General features: G+C 58.9%; 16 protein-coding genes. 9 read left to right on the plus strand and 7 right to left on the minus strand.

What is annotated here, in order from left to right; all coding sequences use genetic code 11:
- The first annotated feature begins 2 nt into the window (after positions 1-2).
- The gene (locus tag I9184_RS07120) at positions 3-644 is read left to right on the plus strand and encodes a glutathione S-transferase (RefSeq protein WP_209833447.1); all 642 of its coding nucleotides are present in this window, start codon (positions 3-5) and stop codon (positions 642-644) included.
- On the opposite strand, the gene I9184_RS07125 is transcribed toward I9184_RS07120, so the two are convergent.
- The gene (locus I9184_RS07125; RefSeq protein ID WP_245217984.1) at positions 645-1,040 is read right to left on the minus strand and encodes a hypothetical protein; all 396 of its coding nucleotides are present in this window, start codon (positions 1,038-1,040) and stop codon (positions 645-647) included.
- A 140-nt stretch (positions 1,041-1,180) separates the two neighbouring features.
- On the opposite strand from I9184_RS07125, the gene I9184_RS07130 reads away from it, so the two are divergent.
- The 5 genes from I9184_RS07130 (at position 1,181) to I9184_RS07150 (ending at position 5,416) form a co-directional block, all read left to right on the plus strand.
- On the plus strand, positions 1,181-1,819 hold the full coding sequence (locus I9184_RS07130) for a lysoplasmalogenase (protein ID WP_171633324.1): 639 nt from the start codon (positions 1,181-1,183) through the stop codon (positions 1,817-1,819).
- A 58-nt stretch (positions 1,820-1,877) separates the two neighbouring features.
- Positions 1,878-3,017 (plus strand): signal recognition particle-docking protein FtsY, encoded by a 1,140-nt coding sequence (gene ftsY, locus I9184_RS07135; protein ID WP_171633327.1) that lies wholly within the window; start codon positions 1,878-1,880, stop codon positions 3,015-3,017.
- Positions 3,018-3,107: 90 nt separating this feature from the next.
- On the plus strand, positions 3,108-4,010 hold the full coding sequence (locus tag I9184_RS07140) for an EamA family transporter (protein ID WP_171633329.1): 903 nt from the start codon (positions 3,108-3,110) through the stop codon (positions 4,008-4,010).
- Between the two features lie 16 nt (positions 4,011-4,026).
- Positions 4,027-4,632, plus strand: coding sequence for an inner membrane-spanning protein YciB (locus I9184_RS07145; RefSeq protein WP_209833449.1), 606 nt, complete (start codon positions 4,027-4,029; stop codon positions 4,630-4,632).
- A gap of 115 nt (positions 4,633-4,747) precedes the next feature.
- Positions 4,748-5,416, plus strand: coding sequence for a Crp/Fnr family transcriptional regulator (locus I9184_RS07150; RefSeq protein ID WP_171633338.1), 669 nt, complete (start codon positions 4,748-4,750; stop codon positions 5,414-5,416).
- Between the two features lie 219 nt (positions 5,417-5,635).
- Here the strand turns inward: I9184_RS07150 and I9184_RS07155 are convergent, their stop codons facing one another.
- The 6 genes from I9184_RS07155 to rpiA all read right to left on the minus strand — a co-directional run bounded on the left by I9184_RS07155 (position 5,636) and on the right by rpiA (position 11,839).
- Complete coding sequence (locus I9184_RS07155) at positions 5,636-7,129, minus strand: Do family serine endopeptidase (RefSeq protein ID WP_348539508.1); 1,494 nt, start codon at positions 7,127-7,129, stop codon at positions 5,636-5,638.
- Positions 7,130-7,260: 131 nt separating this feature from the next.
- The gene (locus I9184_RS07160; RefSeq protein WP_171633344.1) at positions 7,261-7,455 is read right to left on the minus strand and encodes a DUF2065 domain-containing protein; all 195 of its coding nucleotides are present in this window, start codon (positions 7,453-7,455) and stop codon (positions 7,261-7,263) included.
- Positions 7,455-8,351, minus strand: coding sequence for a protease modulator HflC (gene hflC, locus I9184_RS07165; RefSeq protein ID WP_171633347.1), 897 nt, complete (start codon positions 8,349-8,351; stop codon positions 7,455-7,457). Before hflC ends, I9184_RS07160 begins: the two co-directional genes overlap by 1 nt.
- Positions 8,351-9,493: an FtsH protease activity modulator HflK gene (gene hflK / locus I9184_RS07170; protein ID WP_171723501.1), complete on the minus strand. Its 1,143-nt coding sequence runs from the start codon at positions 9,491-9,493 to the stop codon at positions 8,351-8,353. The genes hflC and hflK overlap by 1 nt, the downstream gene beginning before the upstream one ends.
- A 72-nt stretch (positions 9,494-9,565) precedes the next feature.
- Positions 9,566-10,924, minus strand: a complete 1,359-nt coding sequence (gene gor, locus I9184_RS07175; protein ID WP_209833453.1) for a glutathione-disulfide reductase — start codon at positions 10,922-10,924, stop codon at positions 9,566-9,568.
- A gap of 126 nt (positions 10,925-11,050) precedes the next feature.
- Positions 11,051-11,839 (minus strand): ribose-5-phosphate isomerase RpiA, encoded by a 789-nt coding sequence (rpiA, locus tag I9184_RS07180; RefSeq protein WP_171723503.1) that lies wholly within the window; start codon positions 11,837-11,839, stop codon positions 11,051-11,053.
- Positions 11,840-12,006: 167 nt separating this feature from the next.
- On the opposite strand from rpiA, the gene I9184_RS07185 reads away from it, so the two are divergent.
- Genes I9184_RS07185 through I9184_RS07195 form a run of 3 tightly spaced genes read left to right on the plus strand, consistent with a single transcriptional unit; the run spans position 12,007 to position 14,523 of the window.
- Positions 12,007-12,708: a glutathione S-transferase family protein gene (locus I9184_RS07185; protein ID WP_209833455.1), complete on the plus strand. Its 702-nt coding sequence runs from the start codon at positions 12,007-12,009 to the stop codon at positions 12,706-12,708.
- A 1-nt stretch (position 12,709) separates the two neighbouring features.
- Entirely contained in the window at positions 12,710-14,083 is a 1,374-nt protein-coding gene (locus tag I9184_RS07190) for an L-serine ammonia-lyase (RefSeq protein ID WP_171633361.1), read from the plus strand.
- Positions 14,084-14,106: 23 nt separating this feature from the next.
- A complete protein-coding gene (locus tag I9184_RS07195) occupies positions 14,107-14,523 on the plus strand; it encodes a GFA family protein (protein ID WP_171633363.1) in 417 nt (138 codons plus the stop codon).
- Positions 14,524-14,525: the final 2 nt, after the last annotated feature.

Raw genomic sequence — 14,525 nt, forward strand, 5'->3', positions numbered from 1 at the left:
CCATGCTGACCATCTGGGGCCGAAGAACATCATCAAATGTACAGGCCCTGATGTGGTGTGTGGGTGAGCTGGCGCTGGAGTTTCAGCGCCACGATGCCGGGCACAGGTTCGGTTTGCTGGACACCGATGAGTTTCGCAAGCTGAACCCGAACGGCACCATCCCCGTGATACAGGACGGCCCAAATCCCTCGCTGTGGGAGACGGGGCCGATCCTGCGCTACCTTGCCTCCATGTATGGAGCGGATGATTTCTGGCCACGCGATCCGACCCGGCAAGCCGAAGTGGACAAATGGGCAGAATGGGCCAAGATCAATGTCGCGATGGCCTTCACGGTACCTGTGTTCTGGCGGGTCGTGCGGACCCCGCAGATAGAGCGCGATCACCAAGCGATCGAAACGGCCGTCACAGCACTCGAGAACACGCTGGCGATCGCCGATGCGCAACTTTCTGAAAACGCTTTCCTGTGCGGTTCCTGCCTGACTTTGGCCGATATCCAGTTGGGGCACATACTCTATCGCTACTATGACATCGATATTTCGCGCGCATCACTGCCCAACTTGCGCCGCTATTACGAAGGCTTGACAGACAGGACAGCTTACCAAACCCATGTCATGATCAATTATGATGAGCTGCGCGCAAACTGATCAAACGCCAACGTCCGGCCCATAACAAACCATTTCTTCCCCAAGATCCTCGGCCTCATACAGTTCGGTCGCTTGCGGATTACCTTCGAACTGCGCAATCAAACCGCCACCGGATTCAGTGAAAACCCAGCATTGCGGATCCAGCCTGTCTTCGTAGACAAAGCAGATCTGCTCGCCCTGCTGATACCAGATACCTTCCTTGCAATTCCCGTCGAGAAAAGACCAGATCACACGACGGTTCGGAAGATACCGCTCCACCCCGTAAACCTGACCTTCGAACCCGTAGAACAGAGTTTTGCCCTGCGTATACTTGTCGAACTCCGAGCCAGACAAAGGCGTTTGTGCCGCCACGGAATGTGCGGCCAAAGTCGCGAGAATCATCAGGAACCTGAACATGTTTCCATTTTGTCAGAAGCGCTTCGGTCATGCCATTCGCCTGTTGAACCGGTGCCTTCACAAGGCGCTTAACTCAACGTAAGCGGTTGATTTCACGCCACGCCCCAGATCAGATCATTCTGAACCGGCGAGGAGATGACATGACAACCCTACTGTTCTGGATCGCCTGTGGCTGCGCCCTTGGTTACCTGCCACTGACCTCCTGGCCCGTCGGTTCTTTGCGCACTGTACTGAAAACCGCATCAGTCGCCCTATTGGCGGTCATCGCCATCATGAACGGTGAGCCTTGGCTGTTGGTTCTTGCGCTCGCTCTATGTGCGACAGGCGACGCGCTGCTGTCGCGCGAAACAGATGCCACCTTCATGATGGGCATCGCCGCATTTGCCGCCGGGCATCTGACCTATATCGCTCTGTTCCTGACTCTGCCGATCAGTTCTGCCGGGCTGATCCTCAGCGCGCCTGCGATTGTATGGTCCTTGATCATTCTGGGCATCATCATGGCCACTTTGCTCGCGCCCCGCGCCGGAGACCTGAAGGGGCCCGTTCTGGCATATATCCCCATCATTCTTGGCATGGGGGTCACGGTGCTGGCACTGCCGGATGCCGGTCCCCTTCGGTGGGCCTTTCCCGCCGCCATGGCCTTCATCGCGTCAGATCTGATCCTCGCAACCGAGAAATTCCTGCTGCCGCCACACCATCCGGCCCTCAAGGTGACGCCCTATCTTGTATGGCCCCTTTACTGGGGTGCTCAGCTTGGCTTTGTCCTTGCATTTGCGTGACCCTTTGCAACTGCCGCAAATCCGCATTAGGTGAAGGGAACACCTGTGGAGACCAAGTATGGCGTTTTTCTCAAAGCTAAAGGACAAGCTGTTCAAATCTTCATCTCGTCTTGAAGAAGGGCTGGAAGCCATCGTCGAGGATGGCGGCGAGGAGACGGCGGCTCCGGACCCTGTGATCCCCCAGCCGCAGCCAGATCCGCAACCGGTTCCAGAAGTGCCAGAGCCTGCCCCGGCCCCGCAACCGGCTGAACCTCCGGCACCGATCCCGGCTGACCCCACGCCTGTCGCTCCACCGCCGGAAATACCGGAAGCCAAGGGCATCCTGAACCGCCTGTTCAATCGAGGCGCCGTCACGGAAATGCGCCGCACCCTGGACGATGACATGCTGGAGCAGCTCGAAGAACTGCTGATCGCCTCGGACATGGGCGTCGACACAGCCTTGCGTGTCACATCGAACATGGCCGAGGGCCGCTTTGGCCGCAAACTGTCGACCACAGAGATCAAGCAACTTCTGGCACAAGAAATCGCCCGCGTTATGGAGCCTGTGGCCAAGCCTCTGCCGATCTATCCCAAACGACCACAAGTGGTACTGGTCGTCGGCGTCAACGGCTCGGGCAAGACCACGACAATTGGAAAACTGGCCAGCCAGTTCAAAGAGGCCGGCAAAAAGGTCGTCATCGCCGCCGGCGATACCTTCCGCGCTGCGGCCGTGGAACAGTTGCAGGTCTGGGGGGATCGCGCCGGAGTTCCGGTACTGACCGCCCCCGAAGGCTCGGACCCCGCCAGCCTCGCCTTTGACGCGCTGACCCGTGCACAGGCAGAGGGCGCTGATCTGCTGATGATAGATACGGCCGGCCGCCTGCAAAACCGCACCGACCTGATGGAGGAACTCGCCAAAATCGTCCGCGTCATCCGCAAGGTTGATGACACTGCTCCGCACAACACTTTGCTCGTACTCGACGCCACCACCGGTCAGAACGCGCTGAGCCAGGTGGAAACGTTCCGCAAACTGGCGGACGTTTCCGGTCTGGTCATGACCAAGCTGGATGGCACGGCCAAGGGAGGTGTTCTTGTTGCCTTGGCGGACAAATTCGGGTTGCCCATCCACGCGATCGGCGTCGGCGAACAGATCGACGACCTTGCCCCTTTCGACCCCGAAGAATTCGCTGCCGCCCTCACCGGTCTCGACAAAGGCTGATCTTAGGCTTCATCTGGCCCCAAATATCCTCGGGGGGTGTGGGGGGCAGACAGCCCCCCACCTTCTCCGCTCCGCAAAAGGTCCGCGTATTTGAGCGACTGGCTGATCTCTCTCGAAGGCACCGAAGCCGGACACCAGCTGGCATTGGCGCTGGCTTTGATGGCGGCGTTCCTGCACGCGGTCTTCGGTGCACTGCAAAAAGGCAGACACGACCCGTGGCTGTCCCGCGGCGCCATCGACGCCTGCTATTGCCTCATGGCCGCCCCCTTCGCCTTTTTCGTGGTGCCCTGGCCCGAACCTCATATGTGGCCGATCTTCGCGCTCGTCTGGCTGATCCACATCGCCTACAAAACCCTGCAAGCCATGGCATATACCAAAGGCTCTTACACCGTCGTCTATCCGGTGGTGCGCGGTACGGGTCCGCTGTTCACCGTCATCGGTGCCTATCTTCTGTTCGGCGAAACATTCTCGGCCGTTCAATGGCTGGGCGTGGCCACCTTGCTGGCCGGGATATTTGGGTTGGCCGCCTACAACTTCAGATTCCTGGAAACCAACAGGGATACGCTGGGTATCGCGCTGACACTGGCGATCATCACTGGCCTGTTTGTGGCCCTGTACACCACCTATGACGCCTATGGCATTCGCGCCACCGCCGATCCGTTCACCTTTCTGGCCTGGTTCTTCATGATCGACGGCGCGGCCATGCCGATCTACGCATATCTCAGGTGGCGCGTGATGGCACACAGACCTGCACCTGGCCCGCTGATGCTGCGCGGCCTCGCTGGCGGTATCATCGCCCCTTTGTCCTTCGGGGCAATCATGCTGGCCACCCGGCTGGATAAGGTCGGTGAAGCAGCCGTTCTGCGCGAAACCTCAACAGTCTTCGCTGCGCTGATCGGCTGGCTTGCGCTAAAGGAAACGGTTGGCCCAAGACGCATTGCCCTGATGGCATTGATTGCACTTGGCGCCGTAATAGTTGAAATGGGCGGGTAAGCAGCAGGAAGTACAGATGACAGGCAAAAAAGACATCAACCCGTTTCTGAAACAGATTCTGGAACTTGGCCCCCCGCTGGCCTTCTTCTTCATCTACCTGCGCCTGCGCGACGACAGTTTTCTGATCGGCGGCATCGAGTATTCCGGCTTCATTATCGCCACGATTATCTTTGTCCCCCTGATGCTGGGGGCAATGGGTATCCTGTGGTATCTGACCGGCAAACTCAGCCGGATGCAGATCTTCACGGCCTTCATGGTGATTTTCTTCGGCGGTCTCACGGCCTGGTTCAATGACGAGCGGTTCTTCAAGATGAAAACCACACTTGTCTATGGTCTGTTTGCCTTGATCCTCGGCATTGGCCTGATGCAGAAAAAATCCTATCTCGCCTATGTGCTGGATGAGATGCTGCCGATGAAGCACGAAGGCTGGATGATCCTGACACGCCGCCTGTGCGCCTGTTTCGCCGTTCTGGCCGCCGCAAACGAATTCGTCTGGCGCACCATGTCGACGGATCTGTGGGTCAAGATCGAGACCTTCGGCTTTCCCATCGCTCTGATGGCCTTCCTGATGCTTCAGTTCAGCATTCTGCAACGCTATATGGACGATCCCGAGCAGAAATAACGGCCCCTGCACCCGCCAGACCTGCCAAAACAAACAAAATTCTTGGCTTGAGCGCCGAGCTATGGGAAGTTGTGCCACCACCCACACTCACAGCTTGCCCAAGATCGGTGCACACATGACGGCCTTTCCCAACAGCGGCTTCCTTTCCGAAGCCTCCGACGGGCTCAGAGAAATGCTTTCGGCGCAAGCGACCGACATATCTCTGTCCCAAGGTGAAATACTTTTTGAACAAGGTGACGAGGGCGACTCTCTCTATGCCATTCTGGAAGGCACGTTAGAGGTTTCCTTTCTGGCCATGAGCGGCCGCAAACTGACGCTTACCCTGATGCGCCCCGGCGAAGTCTTTGGTGAGATCGCGTTGTTCGACAATGGTCCGCGTACGGCCACCATTGCGGCGGCAGAACAGTCGCGTGTACTGCGTGTGCGCCGCAACGACGTTATGAACCAGATCAGACAACAGCCTGACCTTGCCGTGGATATGATCCGTCTGGCCGGATTGCGGATGCGATGGATGGGGCTGCAACTGAACGAGCAGGTCTTTCTGCCCATGCCTATTCGGCTGGCCCGCAAGCTGCTGCACCTGTCCAGTTTACAGGACGACCCGGCCGCGCGCATCACCCTGTCGCAGAGCGAACTGGCCGAATTTGTCGGTGCCACACGCGAGGCAGTATCCAAAACCATCTCGATCTGGAAACGCGACAACATGGTCGAAGCCTCTCGTGGCGGTTTGCTGATCCAGGATTTTGAAGCCCTGCGAGAACTGGCTGATTCAGATCTTATTTGATCCGGTGTGATCTTGTTCACAGACCATCGATTGCGCTTTGACCTAACGTGAGATTGTTACCGTAGGAGGTCAGAGAATCATCCCCGATATCTGTCCACTGACCTCTCCCTGTATCTGAGCCATACGCATTCACTGCGTGTGGCTCATTTTTTGCGTGGCGGTGATACCCGGTCTGGCCCGCAATAAAAAAAGGCCGGGAGGTTGTCCCGGCCTGATCAATCAGTTCTCAAGGCTCAGCGCCACAAAACGCGGATCGCCACCCCTGCGCACCAACAGCAGCAGAGATTTGCGACCAGCTTCGCGCGATTCTTCCATACGGGCTTCGAGATCTCCGATGGTTTCCACCTTTTGCTGGCCTGCTTCGGTGATCAGATCACCTGCCCGCATTCCCTTGGCATACGCCTCAGATGCTTCATCGACATCTGTAATCACAAGGCCGTCTGCATCACCATCCAGCCCCAAATCTGCACGCAGCGTATCGGTCAGGGGGGAAATCGTCAGGCCCAGAATATCCGCATTCTCCTCAATCGGAGCTTCCTGCGGTTCCTCCTCGCCATTGTCAGCGCGTTCCGCATCTTCCCGACGCCCTAGTGTCACAAGTACGGTCTGGGTTCCGCCGTCGCGGTGCACGACCACTCTGACCGACTTGCCAACTTCTGCTTCACCGACCTGACGCACCAGACCTCGGGTGTCTTCCACCTCGACGCCATCAAAGCTGAGGATCACGTCACCCGCCTTCAACCCAGCTTCCTTGGCGGGGCCGTCCGGTACATCGCTGATCAGCGCGCCGCCAGGTTTTTCCAGACCCATGGCCTCGGCCATGTCCTCGGTTACGTCCTGAATGCGGACGCCCAACCAACCCCGACGGGTCTCGCCATATTTCCGCAGTTGATCCACGACCTTCACGACAACATTCGACGCCATCGAGAATCCGATGCCGATCGAACCGCCGTTAGGCGACAGGATTGCGGTGTTCACACCGATCACTTCGCCTTCCATGTTGAACAGCGGCCCGCCCGAGTTGCCCCGGTTGATCGCCGCGTCCGTTTGAATGTAATCGTCATAGGTTCCGCTCAGCGCTCGGTCGCGGGCTGAAACGATCCCTGCCGATACCGAAAAGCCTTGCCCAAGCGGGTTGCCCATGGCGATAACCCAGTCACCCACGCGCGCGACGTCGCTGTTGCCGAACTTCACGTATTTCAGCGGGCCCGAAGCCTCGACCTTGAGCAACGCGATATCTGTTTTCTCGTCCGTTCCAATAACCTTGGCCACCAGTTCTTTCTTGGGCTGGCCATCGCCGGGGAAGAATTCCACAAGGATCTCATCAGCTTCGGCAATTACATGGTTGTTCGTGACGATAAAACCGTCCTCCGAGATCACGAACCCCGACCCCAGCGCATTGCTGCGACGCGGCGCGTTGTCGTTATCTCCGCCGTTTCGGTCCTGGAACTCGCGAAAGAAATCTTCGAACGGAGAACCTTCGGGCACGATGCCCTGCGGGCCAGTCCGGCCCTCGATCAGGGTGCTGGTGGTGATGTTCACAACCGCCGGGCTGACTTTCTCGGCCAGTGGTGCCAGGCTTTCGCCCCTGGCCTGTGCCATCGCCGATTGCGCCAGCAAAAGCAATGAACCGGCAAAGGCCAGCCACATAAGCCGCATCCAAACACTCACTTCGTCCCACCGGACGGATACACTGCGCGCTTTCGCCTGCACTAGAGCTCTCCTTGTCGACATTCACGCCAAGACCGCTTGTTCACGGCCTTTCTTACAAACCAATGTAGTCAGTTTGACCCCACGAGCAACTCGGGATCGCAACGAAATCACCGGCAAGTGAAACCGCAGCGTCAAAATCCCAGGTGTTGCGCGCCCCAAAGCAGGATCAGCCCGCTGATCACACACAGCAATCCGACCAGGCGCCGGGCTTGCTCTGGCATGTCCCGCAAGGCTTCCAGCATCCGCTCGATAAGCGAAGGGGCCAGCGCATAGGCCAGCCCCTCAACAATCAGTACCAGCCCGAAAGCCAGAAGGATCATACCCATTATTCAGACGCCGCAGCCGCCGGTGCCCGCCGTCCGGTTGGTGAAGCGAGGTAGTTGAAAAACTCGGAATCCGGGCTCAGGATCATTGAGCTATTACCACCTTGCAGCGCATTTTCATACGCGGTCAGCGAACGGTAGAATTCGAAGAACTCCGGGTCTGCACCATACGCTTCTGCAAAGATGGCGTTGCGTTCGGCGTCAGCTTCACCGCGAATGATCTCGGCCTCGCGGTTGGCGTCCGACACCAGTTCCACCACGGTCCGGTCGGCCTGCGCCCGCACGCGCTGCGCGGCTTCGTTACCACGTGCGCGTTCATCGGTGGCTTCACGCTCACGCTCGGCTTTCATCCGGTCAAACGTGGCCTCAAGGTTGGCCTGAGGCAGGTCGGTCGCCTTCAAACGCACGTCGATCACATTCACGCCCAACGCGCGCGCTTCGGCAATCGCGCTGTTGCGGATGCGCAGCATCAGCGCGGCACGGTCTGAACTGAGGATGTCACGCGAGGACACCGAACCCAGTACTTCGCGGGTTTCAGCGCGCAGGATACGATCCAGACGGTCTTCGGCGACCGGAATACCACCCACACCAACGGCCTGACGGAACTGTTCCAGATCGGAAATCCGATAGCGGGCGAAGGCATCAACCACCAGTCGGCGATCATCCAGAGGCGTAACCTCCAACGGCTGAACGTCGATGGACAGGATCCGGTCGTCATAGCGGACAACTTCCTGTATCAGCGGGATCTTGAACGCCAGACCCGGCTCTTCCTTGACCGCAACAACGCGGCCAAATTGCAGAACCAACGCGCGCTCACGTTCATCCACGATAAAGATCGAGGACAGTACACCAACAATCGCGATGAAAACGATCGGCAGAATAAAGGTCGCTTTACGCATCAGTTGCTCTCCTGTCCGGAATTGCGGCGCAGTTCGTTCAGCGGCAGGTAAGGCACGACGCCCTGCCCCGATCCGGTCGAGTTTTCGTCCAGAATGATCTTGTCCACGTCACCTAGAACCTGCTCCATCCGCTCCAGGTACAGACGTTTGCGGGTCACATCAGGCGCTTTGGAATATTCTTCCAGAACCGCGCTGAAACGGCTCGCCTCACCCATGGCGCTGTTGATCTGCTGTGCGCGGTAGGCTTCGGCTTCTTCCAGTACCTGGGCAGCTTCACCGCGCGCCTCAGCCAAAACCCGGTTGGCGTAGGCGTCGGCGACGTTTTGCAGCCGGTCACGCTCCTGCGCGGCGGCCTGAACATCGCGGAAGGCGGCGATCACGTCCTGCGGCGGGTCGGCCTTGTCAAAGTTCACGCGGATGATGTTCACACCCGAATCGTAGCTGTCCATCGTCGTCTGGATCAGTTCCTGAAGGCGTTCGGCAATGATACCGCGATCCCGGTTCAGGATTGGTGCCAGCTCGCTCTGCGCGATAATCTCGCGCATCGCCGATTCCGACACGGCGCGGATCGTCTGACGCGGATCACGCAGATTGAACAGGAACTTGGCCGGGTCGTTGATGTTCCAGACGACCTGATAGTCGATATCGACCACGTTTTCGTCGCCGGTCAGCATGAGGCCATCGTCGCTGCCCCGGGCTCCGCCCATATCTTCGGTCTGTTCGCGGGTGACCGGAATCACCTCGGCAGTGACAAACGGCCATGGCGCAAAGTTCAGACCCGGATTACCCACGGCCGAAAACTCGCCCAGAAACAGCTCAACTGACTGTTCTTCCGGTTTTACAGTATAAAAGCTGGCCAGCCCCCACAAAACGGCAGCTGCCACCAGACCAATCGCAACCGTACCTTTGGTAAAGGCCGGGCCTCCACCGCCCTGACCACCGCTGCCACCACGGCCACCGCCGCCGCGACCGCCCATCAGGACGCGCAGCTGCTCCTGGCCTTTTTTCATCAGCTCATCAATCTCGGGGATCTGCGGGCCTTCGCCTTCGGGGGGCTTGCGCCCGTCACCGTTGTTGCCCCGATTTCCTCCACCTCCGGATGAGCCTCCGCCCCCCCAGGGGCCACCGCTGTTGCCCGCCATATGTATCAATTCCTTCGTTTAGGCCCGTGTGATCACGGGCACACTTGTAACTTGTGTGCGCGAGCTTGCAAATCAAGCACAGCGTACAGGTTGCCGCATTGTCACCAGTTCTTCCGCCATAACGGGATGTACTGCAACCGTGCGATCGAAATCTTCCTTTGTCGCGCCCATCTTTACGGCAATTCCGGCCAGCTGGATCATCTCTCCTGCTCCGGGGGCGACAATATGGCAACCCAGTACCTTGCGTGTGGCCTGAGACACGATCAGTTTCATCAGAACCCGTTGCGTGCCACCGGCAAACGCCTTCTGCATCGGTTTGAACGAAGTGGCATACACCTCAATCGGTTCCTGGGCCGAGGCTTCTTCCTCGCTCAGGCCGACTGTGCCAAATTCCGGTTGGGTGAAAATGGCGGTTGGGATCAGCGCGTGATCCACAGGGGTTGGGTTGCCTTTGAAGACGGTTTCCACAAAAGCCATACCCTCGCGGATGGCCACGGGTGTCAGGTTGACCCGGTCGGTCACATCGCCAATGGCATAGATCGACGGAACGGCGGTCTGGCTGTATTCATCCACGACGATCTCGCCCTTGCGCCCACGTTCAACGCCCAGCTCTTCCAGCCCGAGGTTATCGGCATTCGGTGCCCGGCCCGTGGCGTACATGACCACGTCAAAACGATCCTCGGTGCCGTCCGTCGCCTTGACGCGGATCTGGTCGCCATCTTTGGCCATTTCCAGCACATTGGTGCCCAGACGGACATCGATGCCGTTCTGGCGCATCTCTTCGCAGATCAGTCCACGCGCTTCTTCATCAAAGCCACGCAGGATCTGCGCACCGCGGTAGAATTGCGTGGTCTTGACACCCAGACCGTTCATGATCCCGGCAAACTCGCTGGCGATATAACCGCCACCAACAATCAGAATGCTTTCGGGCAGCTTGTCCAGATGGAAAATCTCATTCGACGTGATCGCAAGATCCGATCCCGGGAAGTCCGGCACCACCGGTCGACCGCCTGTTGCAATCAAGATGTGTTTGGCGGTTTTTCGGGTGCCATCGGCCAGCTCGACCGTGTGCGCATCCAATAGGCGCGCGCGCTGATCAAAGCTTTCAACGCCGTTGTTTTTCAGGATGCTGCGATAAATCCCTTCCAACCGGTCCAGTTCGGCAACCAGTTTGCCGTGAAACATGCCCCAATCAAACGCGCCGGGCTGAACATCCCAACCATAAGCTTGCGCATCTTCGATCATGCCCGAGTATTCACTGGCAAAGACCATCAGTTTCTTAGGCACGCAGCCCCGGATCACACAGGTGCCGCCATAGCGGTCTTCTTCAGCCAGCGCGACCTTTGCACCGGCTTCACCCGCCGCTACGCGTGCCGCCCGGACCCCGCCCGAGCCTCCGCCGATGACAAAAAGATCATAGTCAAAGCTCATGCCGGGTTCCTTCGTTCAACTTGCAAAATTCCTCTGGATATCTGGGCGCGAAAACCCCGGTGCCAACCCCCGGGCGCGGAATTTTCGATCTTTTGCCGACGCTTGTCCGATTGGCTTGCATAAAACTCAGTCCGTTTGGTCGGAAAACAGGTTTTCACGGGATCCGCTCAGCAGCTGATCCAGTTCCAGAGTGCCCGCGTTGATATCCCGCAGTTCGACCCGCCCGTCGCCGTGGCCGATGATGACCTTGTCACAAATATCGATAAACAGGCCGTTTTCCACCACGCCAGGAACCTGGTTGAGGATCAGGGCCATCTGACGGGGATTGCCGATGCGTTTCAGGTGCAGGTCCAGAATGTGATTGCCTTCATCCGTCACGAACGGGGCCGCGCCATTCATACGCAGCGCCGACGAGGTTCCAAGTACATCCATCGCGTCCAGCGCTTCTTCGATCAGTGTTCGCGTGGTTTGCCAGCCAAATGGAACAACCTCGACCGGCAAGGGGAAAGCACCCAGCGTTTCCACCTCTTTCCCGGCATCTGCGATGACAACCATCTGATCGCTGGCCGTGGCAACGATCTTTTCCTGCAAATGCGCGCCGCCGCCGCCCTTGATCAGGTTCAGGTCAGGGTCGAATTCATCCGCGCCGTCGATGGTCATGTCCAGCCACCCGGCCTGATCCAGAGAAATGACTTCGATCCCGACTTCGCGTGCCAGCTGCGCGGTGCGGGTGGACGTGGGAACGCCCTTGATCCGCAGACCTTCGTCTTGCACCCGTTCGCCCAAACGACGGACCAGCCAGGCCGCAGTGGATCCCGTTCCAAGACCCACGCGCATGCCGTCCTCGACCATCTCGGCGGCACGACATGCGGCCACGTATTTTGCGGTGTCGATGGGCGACAGTTCTCCGGTCATGGCAGCTTTCCCAGTTTGGCCTGCCGGAGTTATAGGGAATGCGCCGCGCGACTGCGACCACATTTTGCGGTTCGGCAAGCGTAAAGATGCCTGAAGACTGCGCGTTTCCTATCGGAAACGTCGCAATCATGTCTTACGCCCTCATCTTTGTCATATAGATTGCCCGCATGTTGAACCGATACCGCCTGCACTACGCCCCTGACAACGCCTCGCTGGTGATCCGGCTGGTGCTGGAAGAAATGGGTGTGCCCTATGAAGCTGTGCTGGTCGATCGCCGTCGAAACGAACAGGACAGCGCGGCGTACAGGTCATTGAACCCCAACGGGCTGATCCCGGTGCTTGAAACTCCGCAAGGGCCGATCTTTGAAACGGCGGCAATTCTGCTGTGGCTGTCCGAGCGCCACGGGCAACTGGCCCCGGCGGCAGACGCCCCCGAACGCGCCGAGTTTTTGAAATGGCTGTTCTTTGCGTCCAACACGCTGCACGCCGATCTGTGCATTCTGTTCTATGCCGAGAAATACATCACCCCGCCACAGGCTGATACCCTGCGTGCAGGCATCCGACCCCGTTTAAAGCAGCACCTGCAACTGCTGGACGCGCTGGCAAAACGCGCGCCAGCCTGGTTCTGCGCGGAATGCCCGTCGGTTCTGACCTATTATGTCGCCTGCATGATGCGTTGGATGGCCTTGTATCCGGCCGATGCAAATCGCAGTTGGTATGCGCTGTCTGACACCCCGACCCTGCAAACCATCCTGGCACAGCTCGAGACACGCCCCGCCACCCACACGGCCATCGTGGCCGAGGGCCTGGGCCCCGCACCGTACACCTCTCCTATTTACGCCAACCCCTTAGAAGGCTCAGCTACCTGACATGTTCCTCTCTGTCTTCGATATGTTCAAAGTGGGCATCGGCCCGTCCTCCTCGCACACCATGGGCCCCATGGTGGCAGCGGCGCGCTTTCTGGATATGATGCGTGCTTCACCTTTCGAATTTGCGGGTCTGAAGGGCTCGCTGCATGGCTCGCTCGCCTTTACCGGCGTCGGCCATGCGACCGACCGGGCGACCATTCTGGGCCTAGCCGGCTTTGTTCCGGACACCTATGACAACAACAAGGCCGAGGCCGCATTGGCGGATATCGCCAAGACGCACACGGTTACCCCCGACGGCCTGCCGACGCTTCAGTTCGATCCCAAAACAGACCTGATCTTCGACTATGACACCAACCTGCCGGGACACGCCAACGGGATGATCCTGATGGCCACGGACGCGCAGGGGGACGTGATCCTGCGCCAGGTATTCTATTCCATCGGTGGCGGCTTTGTCCTGACCGAAGAAGAACTGGCCGAAGGCAAGGCAACGGATGAGGGCGCACCGGTGCCGTTCCCGTTCAAATCCGCGGCTGAAATGCTTGAGATGGCCAAGTCCAGCGGCAAAACCATCGCCGAGATGAAGCGCGCCAATGAGATCGCGCGCGGCTGCGCCGACAGTTTCGCCAAAGGATGCGCTCGTCTGTGGGACGTCATGAATGCCTGTATCGAACGCGGTTTGAGGACCGACGGCATTCTGCCCGGCGGGCTGAAAGTGCGACGCAGGGCAAAGGGTATCTATGACGCGCTGATCGCCGAACGCGGCATGAACCTGACCGCGCCGCACACGATCAACGACTGGATGAGCGTCTACGCCATGGCGGTCAACGAAGAAAACGCCGCCGGTGGGCAAGTCGTAACGGCACCGACCAACGGGGCAGCGGGCGTTCTTCCTGCGGTGCTGCGCTATTATCTGGACCACGTTCCCGGTGCCTCGGAGAGCCATATCGAAGATTTCCTTCTGACCGCGGCCGCGATTGGCGGTCTGGTCAAATACAATGCGTCCATCTCGGGTGCCGAAGCGGGGTGTCAGGCCGAGGTCGGCAGCGCATCAGCCATGGCCGCGGCGGGGCTCTGCGCCGTGATGGGCGGAACGCCCGAACAGGTTGAAAACGCCGCCGAGATCGCGTTGGAGCATCATCTGGGCATGACCTGCGATCCCGTCGCCGGGCTGGTTCAGGTGCCCTGTATCGAACGCAACGGGCTGGGGGCCATCAAGGCTGTGTCCGCTGCGTCTTTGTCCCTTCGCGGGGATGGAGAGCATTTCGTGCCGCTGGATGCGGTGATCGAGACGATGCGTCAGACCGGCCATGACATGCACGAAAAATACAAGGAAACCTCGCTTGGCGGATTGGCCGTGAACGTGCCAAACTGCTGATATCGCAACAAATGGGGGTCGATATGCGTGGACATTGCCTGTGCGGCAGCATCAAGTACGAGATCGACCCTCCTTCCCTGTCCTGCGTCACCTGTCATTGCGACAGCTGCCGACGCCAATGCGCCGCGCCGATGACAACCTATTTCGCGGTTCGAGACGGTCACTGGCGCTGGATCGGAGAAGAGCCGAAACGCTTCAACTCTTCGCCCGGAGTCGAGCGCAGCTTTTGCCCGGATTGTGGCACGCCAATCTCGTTCCGCTCGGCCAAAATGTCGGATGTGCTGCATCTATACGTCGCCACTTTGGAGACCCCCGAGGCAATGCAGCCCACATTGCACGTGGCTCATGAGGAAAGACTGAGCTGGCTGCATCTGGATGACAACCTGCCCACCTGCACCGGACCGGATTACACAAAGGTTCACCCCCTGCCCGACGCCTGACA

Source organism: Ruegeria sp. HKCCE3926 (assembly GCF_017872515.1).
Taxonomy (GTDB): Bacteria; Pseudomonadota; Alphaproteobacteria; order Rhodobacterales; family Rhodobacteraceae; genus Ruegeria.

Coding starts and splice junctions, on each gene's coding strand:
- I9184_RS07120 (WP_209833447.1), top strand. CDS start 3: ATGCTGACCATCTGGGGCCGAAGAACATCATCAAATGTACAGGCCCTG.
- I9184_RS07125 (WP_245217984.1), bottom strand. CDS start 1,040: ATGTTCAGGTTCCTGATGATTCTCGCGACTTTGGCCGCACATTCCGTG.
- I9184_RS07130 (WP_171633324.1), top strand. CDS start 1,181: ATGACAACCCTACTGTTCTGGATCGCCTGTGGCTGCGCCCTTGGTTAC.
- ftsY (WP_171633327.1), top strand. CDS start 1,878: ATGGCGTTTTTCTCAAAGCTAAAGGACAAGCTGTTCAAATCTTCATCT.
- I9184_RS07145 (WP_209833449.1), top strand. CDS start 4,027: ATGACAGGCAAAAAAGACATCAACCCGTTTCTGAAACAGATTCTGGAA.
- I9184_RS07150 (WP_171633338.1), top strand. CDS start 4,748: ATGACGGCCTTTCCCAACAGCGGCTTCCTTTCCGAAGCCTCCGACGGG.
- I9184_RS07160 (WP_171633344.1), bottom strand. CDS start 7,455: ATGGGTATGATCCTTCTGGCTTTCGGGCTGGTACTGATTGTTGAGGGG.
- hflC (WP_171633347.1), bottom strand. CDS start 8,351: ATGCGTAAAGCGACCTTTATTCTGCCGATCGTTTTCATCGCGATTGTT.
- hflK (WP_171723501.1), bottom strand. CDS start 9,493: ATGGCGGGCAACAGCGGTGGCCCCTGGGGGGGCGGAGGCTCATCCGGA.
- gor (WP_209833453.1), bottom strand. CDS start 10,924: ATGAGCTTTGACTATGATCTTTTTGTCATCGGCGGAGGCTCGGGCGGG.
- rpiA (WP_171723503.1), bottom strand. CDS start 11,839: ATGACCGGAGAACTGTCGCCCATCGACACCGCAAAATACGTGGCCGCA.
- I9184_RS07185 (WP_209833455.1), top strand. CDS start 12,007: ATGTTGAACCGATACCGCCTGCACTACGCCCCTGACAACGCCTCGCTG.
- I9184_RS07190 (WP_171633361.1), top strand. CDS start 12,710: ATGTTCCTCTCTGTCTTCGATATGTTCAAAGTGGGCATCGGCCCGTCC.
- I9184_RS07195 (WP_171633363.1), top strand. CDS start 14,107: ATGCGTGGACATTGCCTGTGCGGCAGCATCAAGTACGAGATCGACCCT.